7 protein-coding genes and 1 tRNA gene are annotated in these 11209 nt (G+C 61.8%); 3 read left to right on the top strand and 5 right to left on the bottom strand.

The genetic code is table 11. The features are described from left to right. Window positions 1-322 precede the first annotated feature (322 nt). Window positions 323-2236 (top strand): putative bifunctional diguanylate cyclase/phosphodiesterase, encoded by a 1914-nt coding sequence (locus AC6LJW_RS12870; RefSeq protein ID WP_498087486.1) that lies wholly within the window; start codon window positions 323-325, stop codon window positions 2234-2236. A gap of 14 nt (window positions 2237-2250) precedes the next feature. On the opposite strand, the gene AC6LJW_RS12865 is transcribed toward AC6LJW_RS12870, so the two are convergent. The 3 genes from AC6LJW_RS12865 to AC6LJW_RS12855 form a co-directional block, all read right to left on the bottom strand. Further along, on the bottom strand, window positions 2251-3195 hold the full coding sequence (locus AC6LJW_RS12865) for a metallophosphoesterase (protein WP_498087485.1): 945 nt from the start codon (window positions 3193-3195) through the stop codon (window positions 2251-2253). Window positions 3196-3446: 251 nt separating this feature from the next. Then, on the bottom strand, window positions 3447-4373 hold the full coding sequence (locus tag AC6LJW_RS12860; RefSeq protein WP_498087484.1) for a nucleotidyl transferase AbiEii/AbiGii toxin family protein: 927 nt from the start codon (window positions 4371-4373) through the stop codon (window positions 3447-3449). Then, complete coding sequence (locus AC6LJW_RS12855; protein ID WP_498087483.1) at window positions 4370-5050, bottom strand: type IV toxin-antitoxin system AbiEi family antitoxin domain-containing protein; 681 nt, start codon at window positions 5048-5050, stop codon at window positions 4370-4372. The genes AC6LJW_RS12860 and AC6LJW_RS12855 overlap by 4 nt, the downstream gene beginning before the upstream one ends. Window positions 5051-5075: 25 nt before the next feature. Here AC6LJW_RS12855 and AC6LJW_RS12850 point away from each other — a divergent pair, with 25 nt between their 5' ends. Beyond that, the gene (locus tag AC6LJW_RS12850; RefSeq protein ID WP_498087482.1) at window positions 5076-9137 is read left to right on the top strand and encodes a helix-turn-helix domain-containing protein; all 4062 of its coding nucleotides are present in this window, start codon (window positions 5076-5078) and stop codon (window positions 9135-9137) included. Between the two features lie 341 nt (window positions 9138-9478). On the opposite strand, the gene AC6LJW_RS12845 is transcribed toward AC6LJW_RS12850, so the two are convergent. Further along, window positions 9479-9554: transfer RNA gene (locus AC6LJW_RS12845), tRNA-Lys, on the bottom strand. A gap of 140 nt (window positions 9555-9694) precedes the next feature. Beyond that, window positions 9695-10441 (bottom strand): 3-oxoacyl-ACP reductase family protein, encoded by a 747-nt coding sequence (locus AC6LJW_RS12840; RefSeq protein WP_498087481.1) that lies wholly within the window; start codon window positions 10439-10441, stop codon window positions 9695-9697. Window positions 10442-10555: 114 nt separating this feature from the next. On the opposite strand from AC6LJW_RS12840, the gene AC6LJW_RS12835 reads away from it, so the two are divergent. After that, window positions 10556-11203 carry a TetR/AcrR family transcriptional regulator gene (locus AC6LJW_RS12835; RefSeq protein WP_056569187.1) on the top strand — a complete coding sequence of 216 codons (648 nt, stop codon included), beginning with the start codon at window positions 10556-10558 and terminating at the stop codon, window positions 11201-11203. The last annotated feature ends 6 nt before the right edge of the window (window positions 11204-11209 follow it).

The following is an 11209-nucleotide window of genomic DNA, read 5'->3' as shown; positions in this document are numbered from 1 at the left end:
TGAGGTCAAACGCGCGCCGCCAGCTGGAAAATCGCAGGCATGTGCGATAAATTCATATGTCGGAAGAATCAGTTACAGATTTGTCTTCCATAATTTTTCAGCCGCGTCACACTTCGAAACTGGTTCTCCCGCCGACGCCTCCGGCAAATGTGGCGTCGGTTTCGCTGTAGCGCAGGACAAACACGCATTGATCGGCGACACCACCCGCCGCGTGGTCAGCAATGGCGGCGCGGCAATGCGGTTGGCAGTTGCGCGGCTTGCCCGCGCAACGCCGGGGGAACCAGACGGCGCAGCACGAGGAGAAATAGAAAGGAGGCTGTAGATGAAATGCCCCCCACCTTTGCCGACCGAAACCGAGAGGCTGCGCGCCCTGTCGGAATACGGGCTCGATCCGCAGCATCCGCTGCCCAGCCTGGACCCGGTCGTGCGCATTGCATCGCGCATGTTCAACATGCCGGTGTCGGCCATCAACATGGTCGGCAGCGATCATGTGTTTTTCGCGGCCAGCATAGGCGTCGGCGACACCGACATGCGCCGAGACGTCTCTTTCTGCGCCCATGCGGTCTTGCAGGACGACGTCATGGTCGTGCCGGATGCGCGCCAGGATGAACGCTTCCACGACAATCCGCTCGTCTCGGGCCCAGCCAGCATCCGGTTCTATGCCGGCGTTTCCCTGAGCTCACCGGACGGCCATCCGCTGGGCGCGCTGTGCATCATCGACACGGAACCCCACGCCGATTTCAGCGAGGACGACAAGGAACGCCTGCGCGAGCTGGCCCGCATGGCAGCCGACCGCCTGGAATTGCGGCGTGTCGAAGTCAGCGCCGAACTTGCCCGCGCGCGGACCAAGCCGCCAGGGGCCGGACAGAGAACGAAGCGCGCAACCGCGCAGCGGCCCGGCCACACTCCCGCGCACAAGCGCCATGACGACGACGCGCGCAAACTGACCGGTTTCGATCCGCTGACCGGCCTGGCCAACCGCGGAGTCTTCTACCGGCGCGTGGAAGACGTGCTGGCACATCCGTGCGCCGCCGCCATCCTGATGCTGGACCTGGACGGCTTCAAGGACATCAACGACACGATGGGCCATGCGGTCGGCGACGCGATCCTGCGGGAGCTCGCGGCGCGCCTGGACGGCACGGCGGGCCCCTGCGACACGGTCGCGCGCCTGGGCAGCGACGAGTTCGCCATCCTGCAGCACGACGTCGGCGACCTGAAACAGGCAACGGAACTGGCGCAACAGGCGTTGGCGCGCATTGCCGAACCCATATCGATCCAAGGCCAGGAGCTGCGCCTGACCGCGAGTTGCGGCGTGGCCCTGGCCCCGCTGCATGCGCACGAAGCGCTGGAACTGGTGGGCAACGCCGATCTCGCATTGGTCAAAGCCAAGACGGTCGGCCGCGGCCGCATCTTTGTCTTCGCCCCCAACCTGCGCCTGGAAGCCGTGGCGCGGCGCCTGTACGGCATGGAGCTGCACCGCGCGGTCGCCAAAGGCGAATTCCTGCTCTTCTATCAACCGCAGATCAATCTGGCGACCGGCTCACTGACCGGCGCCGAGGCGCTGTTGCGATGGCGCCATCCGCAATTGGGCCTGCTGGCGCCCGGCGTCTTTCTGCCGTCGCTGGAAGGCGGCCCCTTGGCGGGCACGGTCGGCTCATGGGTGCTGAACGAAGCGTGCAGCCAGGCCGCGTTCTGGCGACGTAGCGGCATGCACGATTTCCGCATCGCCGTGAACCTCTTCAGCGTGCAATTCCGCGAGGGCGACCTGGCGGCCGAAGTCGCGCAAACGCTTGCCCGGCACGGCCTGCCGCCCGAGGCGCTGGAACTGGAGATCACCGAGAACATCGTGCTGAACAGCGACGACACGGTGCTGGAAACGCTCCAGCGCCTGCGCGCCCAGGGCGTGGGCATTTCATTCGACGACTTCGGCACCGGGTATGCGTCGCTCAGTCTGCTGAAGACGCATCCGATCACGCGCATCAAGATCGACCGCTCGTTCGTCAGCGGGATTCTGGAATCCAACCAGGACGCCACGGTGGTCCGCGCCATTCTGGATGTGGCGCGCAGCTTTGACCTGAACACCATCGCCGAAGGCATCGAAACCGACGAGCAACGCGAACGGCTGCAGGCCGAGCATTGCGAAGAGGGTCAGGGGTATCTTTTCGGAAAACCGATGGCGGCGCAGCAGTTTGCGCAGACGTTCGGGATTGAGACGGCGCTGCGGATCATGGCTTGAAGGCCGTCGCGGCGCTATTCCCTTTCCCAGACCAGCTTTCCGTTGGACAGCGTGTCTTCGCCATCCCAGCGGTACGCCACCAGCGGACCGCCCGCAGCGGCCGACCAGTCCAGGCAGGCAAGCTTGCCGCTCTCGATCTTGGGCTGCCCCTTGAACCAATGGTGGCCGATGAAAACGGGCGCGCCGGAGAGCGGCGTCCGGCAAAAGCCCTCTGGCAATGCCAGCCCGCGAATCTGCTCCTCCTGGCCAGCCGGCACCAAGGCGACCTCATGCAAGGCACTGGCCCAATCGCGCCAATTGGCAAGCCGCACATGGTGATGGCGGTGCCCCTCCTTGTCCTCGATGTAGCGGCCATCAGGCAACGCCAACTCCATTCCTGACGTGAGCAGCTTCCTGGCTTGCTCCAGCTCTGTGCCCTGTTGATGCATCGCCACCAGCATGGCGTCATCCAATGGCTTGCCAGGCACCCAACCCGCGTCTGCCAACGCTTTGGCAGCACGGTCGTCCCAGCACGCATGCGCAACGCGAATCCCGCCCAAGTCCATGCACGGCGGCAATTGGCGGAACCAGGCGACCCAGGAGGCATGCTCCCGGCTGCCTTCACCTATCTGATCGATGAAGGCACCGTGCTGCTTGCGGTTCTTGCGGCACGTCGCCGAGTCGCCGCGATTGGGCCGCAGGAACTCGCCGGGATGGTGGGGGTCTTCGATGGCATAGCCGATGGCGTTGAATTCGTGGTTGCCCATGACGCACAACGCCTGGCCGTCATCCATCATGGCGCGGACGATTTCCAGGACACGGCGCTGCCCCGCGCCTCGATCCACCAGATCGCCAAGGAATACTGCCTGACGGCCTTGGGGGGCTTTGTACCCTTTGCCCGCCGGCACATAGCCGAGACTACGCAGCAGCCCCTCGAGCTTCAGGTCTTCTCCGTGGATGTCGCCGATGATGTCGTACATGCGTCGTCCTTCATGCGTTCCTGAGTCGATTGGCGAGATGTGCTTCGCAGGCTGAGGAGACGAAAGCGGAATACGTTAGCACTGCGGCCAAATACCCGGAAAGCAAAAAGCCCACCGTTTCCGGTGGGCTAACCGATGGGGTACTGCGACGAGTACTGCCAAAGAATTCTGGTGGGCTGTGAGTGGCTCGAACACTTGACCTACGCCTCGACACGCAGCGGCGGCATTCGGTAGCAACAGATTAAGAATGTCTACCGACTGCGCCAAGTCCTGCCGTCTGGGTCCCAGACACCCTGAGCGCCTTCCGGGACGCTCAGGCCCTCAAGGATTGGCCCAAAAAAAATTCGCAACTCCGACTGCAGTTCTGGGAATGGCGGCGGCTCTAACGCCGGGGGGGTCCGGCGCAGGAAGCCGGACCACAGTCCACGCTCCTCCGCGATGATCGCGAAAGCATCGGCGAGCCCCAGCATCTCGCTCGGGATCGCCGTCTCACGGCGGCGAAGTGTCCCGCCAACTGCTGCGACTAAATTGGCTAGATCGAACTGGAAGGTCCGTGTAGTGATCCAGATGTCATAAAAATCCTTGATCCGGCCATTGGCCGCGCCGAACCGGACCATCGCTTCGAATTTCTCGGCCACGACTGTTTCGGGCGGATACATCAGGATGTTGGCCGGAGGCAGGTCTGGCAGCAGACTCGGAAATGTTTGGCGCTTGGGCTCTGGATAGACGTGGTCGCCAAAACCGATGTCGATCTGAACCGGGATTCGTGCCCCTGCCAGATCTGCGGTTAGGCTGAGACGGACACCTTGATACCTGTTGGCTTCGCGAACGGGCTCGATTTTCAGTGTCGCCGGGTCAAAGGTAATGCCGTCACTGGTGACGTCGACTTGGCAAATGCGGGTGAAAATCTCTTTCAAAGTCTCGGGGTCTGGATCCCCGTGGCCCAGCAGATCGAGGTCGCCGGTCGGGCGGAAGGCATGTTTAGGCCAGGTCACGAACAGCATCGCACCCTTGAGCACATATCGTTCGGCCGCGTCAGTCTGAGCAAGCCGAAAAAGTAGCCGTTCAATGGCATAACGGGTCAGCACTCGCTGAAAGAGGTCCTGGTGCTGTTTAGCGTGGATGAGCAGTTTGGCTCGGATAGACGCAGCGGGATTTTTGAGCACCTTATCGGTCATTGCATCGCCTTGATGTAAGGGGCCATTCGAGTAGTGACTCGGTCGATGGCAGCAAATTTCATGAGTTCGCTGGCCGTTGTTTTACGCTGACGCAGAGCGTCACGTAGAGCTTCGATTGCCACATCCTCGCCAACGTGGCGGCGATGCTTGAAACAGTCGGCCACTGTCTTGGCTACGCCATAGACCGGTACTGCAACCCCTTCAATGTCAAAATATTCGATCCCGGCGGTCAGGGTTTCGCCAGTGGCGCGCACAACTTCTAGCCGCAGGCCTGCAGGGTTCGGCTTGCGAGCCTTGTGAGGGATGGTCATCCAGACGGCGTGGGGCAATTGCGTCGTTAGTTCGTGCCTGCGAAGAGCGCTAATTAGGCTCACCACCCCATTCGGCACCAAGCGGCTAGCCTCGGCGAGATCATGGGCAATATCTTCGCCCACACGATCCGGTGTTTGGTAAAGGCCACGTCCGAGTCGGACAAGGTCGCCAGCATCGGTTAGGCGCTTAAGGTACACGAGGGGAATGCCGGCTGCTTTCAGATCCCGCGCGCGCGCTATCCCCCGCTCCCGGACTAGCTGGAGGACGCGTTCGCGATTAGAAATAGGACGTCTCGGCATAATGTTATTCATTGTCGGCAAAAAAATGCTAGTTGTCGACATAAAGAAACTATTGGAATTTTTCATCTGATGTCATATATTTTATATGACCATGTCTACCTCTACCCCCCCTACCGAACTGACCCCCAAGCACGTTCGTGCAGCGCGCGCGCTACTGGCGTGGTCACAGCAGGACCTCGCCAAAGCCGCCAAGGTCGCGACCTCGACTGTTGCCGATTTTGAGCGCGGCTCGCGCACCCCCGTCGCAAACAATGCCCAGGCTATCCGAAGTGCCCTCGAGGCGTCTGGCATTCGGTTCCTACCGACCGGCGCCGTGATCGGCCCGGTTGTACCCATGATCACTCAATCCGGTCGACCAGGAGCGCCGGTACGCTGGGTCAATGCTGACGACCTCGCGACATGGGCCGGACGGACGGAAGGGCCAGTAAACCTGCCTACCCTGATCGCCTTTCTGGTGCGCGCTACTCACGGCGGCGCCCTGCATCTGCGATTCCCCGCAGACGGCGGCGTGCGTCATTCCGGTTGGGACGGTGTGACTACGGCTGAGGTCGCTAGCGACTACGTTCCGCAGGGTGTGGCGGGATGGGAGCTCAGCGCACAGCGCCAAGGCGTGGCTCAGAAGATCGCAAAAGACTACCGCAAGCGCACGGACGAACCCGCCCCCCTCGATCCCGCGTCGTCGACATGTGTTTTCGTCACCTTGCATCACTGGCCACAGAAGGATGAATGGGCAAAAGCTCAGATGGCCGCAGGGCCCTGGCGTGAGGTCCGCGTCTATGATGCCGACGATCTTGTGCATTGGATCGAACAGACTCCCGCGGTCGGCCTGTGGCTCGCCACCCGCCTAGGGAAGCGTCCAGAAGGAACTCGAGAGCTCGACGAGGCCTGGGAGGAATGGTCACTCGCCACGCAATGGCCGCTCACCGAAGACCTTGTGCTTTGCGACCGGGACCAAAGCGCCGCCGAGGTGCTGCGCTGGCTTCGCGCCGAACCCTCCGTCCTATCACTTCAGGCCACCTCGTCCGAGGAGGTGGTGGCATTCTTTCACGCCACCCTTAGTGAGCTTCCGAGCGATCTTGCCGAGGCTTACCGCGCGCGTTGCCTTGTGGTGACCACTACAACGGCGGCGCGAGCAATGGCCAAAGCCCCAGCGCCGCTTATCCTGATCCTGACCGAGCCCGATTCTGGTCTAGCGCGGAGCCTCGCCGACAAGGGCCACTTCGTACTGCAGGCATATGATGAAAGCGTCATGTCGCGGGGCGATGTGCGCACACTTGAGCGCCCCTCCCGGGAGGGAATTGCCAGCGCTCTGCAGGCCACAGGCATCGCCGAACCTCGCGCCAAGGCACTTGCCCGCGACAGCGCCCGTAACCTTGCCGTCCTCCGGCGTCTGGTCCCGGGCGCCCCTGGCCGACAACCGAAGTGGGCCGACGAGGCACCGCCAAGCGCCCTGCGAGCGGCACTCCTTGCCGGGGGCTGGGATGAAGATGCCGAGGCGGATAAAGCTCGACTTTCGGAACTTGCCAACACCCCTTACGACCAGGTCCTCGCTGCATTGACGCCTTACGTCGGCCAGTTTGACAGTCCTCTGCAGAAGGTCGGTTCGGCTTGGCGTGTGGCTTCGCCGTTTGATGCCTGGCTCCTGCTCGCCCATCACCTAACGGCGGTCGACATTGAACGGTTTGAGGCTACAGCCCACGCCGTTCTTGGATCAGCCGACCCTCGCTTCGATATGGCCCCGAACGAACGCTGGATGGCAGCTTCGAAGGGCATCAACCGTGAACACTCGGGAATGATTCGCCACGGGATCGGTCAGGTGTTGATCCTTTTGGCGCTTTGGGGCGACCGGGTGCACACCGTACCGAATGCCAATCGCCGTGCCGACGCCGTTGTTGCCAAGTTGCTAGACGGGGCCGATCGACATCGGTGGTGGTCCCTGTCTCGAGATTTTCGTCTCCTGGCCGAGGCGTCACCAACTGCGTTTCTGAAGGCGGTCGAGGACAGCCTTGACCAAAATGAGCCGCCCATTTCTATCCTCTTTAGAGACGATGACGGAGGCGTCTTCGGAACCGAACATCTGTCGGATCTGATGTGGGCAATGGAGGCCCTCGCCTGGTCACCTGAATGGATGCCGCGCGTGACGCTTGATCTCGCCAGGCTCGATGCGATCGACATTGAGCCACGGAGTTATACCAATGGTCCCGCCAATAGCCTGCGTGCGATACATCTGCTGTGGATTCCGCAAACTTACGCCACTCTCGACGAGCGGCTTCGAGCGCTTGACTTGATCCGAAAGCGGGAGTCCAACGCAGCCTGGAAACTGATGCTTGGTATTCTCCCAAGGGGTCACGACAGCTCGACTCCTTCACCGATGCCTAGGTGGCGTGACTTCTCGGTTGACAAGATCGAGACGACCACTTGGCCATTGATTAGTCGCGGTGCTGCAGCAGTCAGCCAACGTCTTCTGGACGACGTGGGCCTTGATGTCACGCGCTGGCTGCAACTCCTCGATCGAATCAACGACCTTGGTCCTAGCCCCGAGGTTGTCCTCAAGGCCCTCGAAGCTGCGGAGCCCCGCATAATATCCAAGACTGACCGCGATCTGATGTGGAACAGGCTGAGAGGTATTCTGCACCACAACCGCGAGCTCCCCGACGCGGAGTGGCGTCTAGCCGACCCAGTGTTGGCCCAATTGGACATCATTTACCATCGCTTCGCTCCGGAAAACTCTCTGGAGCAAGTCGCATGGCTGTTTCGGTCCAGCGTAGCTATGCCAAACTCGTCCGCAACTGGGTGGGAAGCCAATCAGCGCGCCATCGAGGCGGCTCAGGTTGATGCCGCCAGGAAGGTTTTTAGCCTTGGTGGCGTTGCAGATGTTCTAGCTCTAGCGCGGCTGACTGAGACGGCCGGCCTCCTCGGCAAAGCAATCTATAACGCGGGTTTTCCGGTGCCTGACATCGACACGTTGATCAAATCCGCTGTCCGGAGCGAAGACGCAAGAGAACGCGACGTCGCGCATGGCCTGATCATTGCGGCATTTCCCGACCGTAAGGAAACTTGGGGCGCGGAGCTGATTAACCAAGCAAGGACTCAGACCTGGGGCGACACAGCCCTACTTACCATCCTCCGCGCCCTGCCGGTCACTCGCTGGACCTGGGACCAGGTAGCCAAAATCGGTGGCGAAATCGAGACCTGCTATTGGCGAAAAATGCCGGTGTTCTGGACGAGCGAGGACAATGAGGACGTCGCCTACGCTGTCCGGCACCTGATCGACGTCGGCCGCGCGCGACACGCACTACCACTCTTGCATCGCGGTACCAACGCGACCTTGCCAACAGAAGTTCTGGTCGAAGTGCTGCAGAAAGCAGCGCGCCAGCCACTCGGAAACGAAGACGGCAGTAACGATGCCTCAATGCTCCAGTACCATGTCGCCGAAATTCTCGGCATCCTCGACAAACGGAACGATGTTGACCGCAATGCGCTGGTGATGCTTGAGTGGAACTATTTGCAGCTTCTGGAGCACTCCCGCCGGCCAGCAAAGGCCTTGCTCCGTGCCCTGTCAGAACAGCCAGCCCTGTTCATTGAAATGCTGAGCGCCGTGTTCCTGCCAAGTGAGGAGAGTGGCGTCGTTGAGCCCGAACCTACCGACCCTGAACAGGCCCAAGCAGTCGCCCGCCAGGCCTACCGTCTGCTCTCGCACTGGAGCCACCTGCCAGGAACGCGGGACGACGGCACTATCGATGGCAAGTCGCTCGAAGCCTGGATCAAGGACGCGCGGGCGCGGGCCAAAGCGGTTGGTCGTGAGAATATAGCCGACGACAAGATTGGCGAAATGCTGTCCGCGTCTCTAATAGGTACCGATGGCTGCTGGCCGGCTGAACCTGTTCGTTACGTGCTCGACCTCTTCCGCAGCAAGCCGATGCTCAATGGTTTTCAAATCGGAAAGTACAATCGCCGCGGTGTCACGACCCGGATGCCAAGGGATGGTGGGAAACAGGAGCGGGAGCTTTCGGCCCAATTTCGCGCCTGGGCAAAGGCGATCAGTTTTGAATATCCCCATACGGCCAGAGCGCTGGGCGACCTAGCCGAAAGCTATGACCGGGACGCCCAACGTCACGACGAAGATGCTGAACGCTTCGACTGGGAAGGCTGACCAGGATAAGCGTCGATCTGCGTTCGGCGCCTCATCCAGCGCATGGGGCTTAGTCAGCTCCGGCCTCAGCCCGACGATCTGCACGGCAGTCGCCATGCCTATGCTTGATCTTGCGGTGCCGGGCACAATCGGCTTTCAAATTTCGATGGCGAAGTCCGCGCAACGGATTGGAAGGACGGTGACGCGGCCTTTCCAGTTTCATCCTCAGGTCAAAAACCGACAACGCGAAACGAAACACCTTCCCACCAAAAGCGTAGATTTACGATGAAACGCGAATCTTGCCCAGGAATGAAAAACGCCGGAAATCCTTGCACATCAAGGAGTTCCGGCGTCTAAAATTCTGGTGGGCTGTGAGTGGCTCGAACACTCGACCTACGGATTAAGAGTCCGCTGCTCTACCAACTGAGCTAACAGCCCTGCGAGTCACTCACTTTGATCTGCTGCCGCGCTTAGCGCTGTAGCGTTTCGTTATGTGTGTGCTGCGAAGAAGAAAGATTATATGGGGCTTTTTTTGTTTGTGCAAGTCGGGTGGCGAAAAAGTTTTAGAAACGACTACATCAGGCCGCGTACCCGCCGTCCACCGCAAGGCTGGCGCCCGTGACATAGCGGCCTTCGGGTCCAGCCAAGAATGCGACCATCCCCGCGATGTCGCGGGCTTCACCATAGTGAGGCAAGGACAGCACGGCAACCAGATCAGCCGCGCGGTCTCCATCGGCCGGGTTCATGTCGGTGTCGATGGGACCCGGGTGCACAACATTGGCGGTGATGCCGCGCGGACCCAGATCGCGCGCCAGGCCTTGCGTCAGTCCGACCAATGCCGATTTGCTGGCAGCGTACAGCGCAACGCCCGCGCGGCCCGCGCGTGGAGCCAGGCAGCTGCCGATGTTGATGATGCGGCCGCCATCGGGCATGGCGGCCTGCGCCGCCTGGATGGCGACGAAAGGGGCGCGCACGTTGATGTCCATCGTCCGCTCGTAGTCATCCAGGCTGGTGTCCGCGACATGCCCGGCCAGAAAAATGCCGGCGTTGTTGACCAGCACGTCGATGGGACCGAGCTCGCGGATGGCGTCTTCGACCGCGCGCTTGACGGCGGCGGCGTCCGCAGAGTCGGCCTGGACGGCTTTGGCGCGGCGGCCTAGCGCCGTCAACTCCTGCGCCAGCGCCTGGGCGGGTGCGGCCGATGTTGCGCTGACATAGGTGAAGGCCACGTCCGCGCCGCCGGCGGCGAGGCGGCGAACAATGGCGGCGCCGATGCCTCGGCTGCCGCCGGTGACGAAAGCCACTTTTCCGTTCAAGTTCTGCATGGTCAATCTCGTTTTGTAGTGATCGGTACAAATATCATCGCCGTGCAACCTCGCCGTGGTCAACAATTTTTTAGCGATCAACACAAAATAGGCGGCGCGAGTAAAATCGCGGGCATGGCTGAACGTGGGCGCCCGCGGAACTTCGACCGTGCCCAGGCCTTGCAAAAGGCCATGGAGGTTTTCTGGTCGAAGGGATATGAAGGGGCATCGCTGACCGATCTGACGGAAGCGATGGGCATCAACTCGCCCAGCCTCTATGGCGCCTTCGGTTCCAAGGAAGGCCTCTTTCGCGAAGCCGTCGAGCTCTACCGCGAGACCGAAGGCGGTTCGGCGCGGCGCGCGCTGCTTGCGGCGCCGACTGCGCGCGATGCGGTGCAGGCAATGCTGCTGGCGTCGGCCGAACGTTTCACGGCCCCTGGCCTGCCGCCCGGCTGCATGATCGTCTTGGGCGCACCTGCGGGTTGCGACAACCAGGCCGGCGTGGGGAATTTTCTGGGAGACAACCGGCGCGAGATGCAAAGCCGCATCCTCGCGCGTCTGAACGCCGGCGCCGCGCAAGGCGAATTGCCCGCCGGGACGGACCTGAAGGGGCTGGCCGCGTTCTACACGACGGTCCTGCATGGCATGTCCATCCAGGCGCGCGACGGCGCCAGCCGCAAGACATTGCAGGCCGTGGCCCGGCAGGCGATGCGCGCGTGGGACGCCTTGATCTGCGACGCCCCGCCGCCCTCCGGCGTGCCGCCGGGCCGCGCCCGCAACTGACGGATA

The organism is Achromobacter sp. 1012554356, from assembly GCF_059760815.1.
This window is presented reverse-complemented; position numbering and strand designations above follow the sequence as displayed.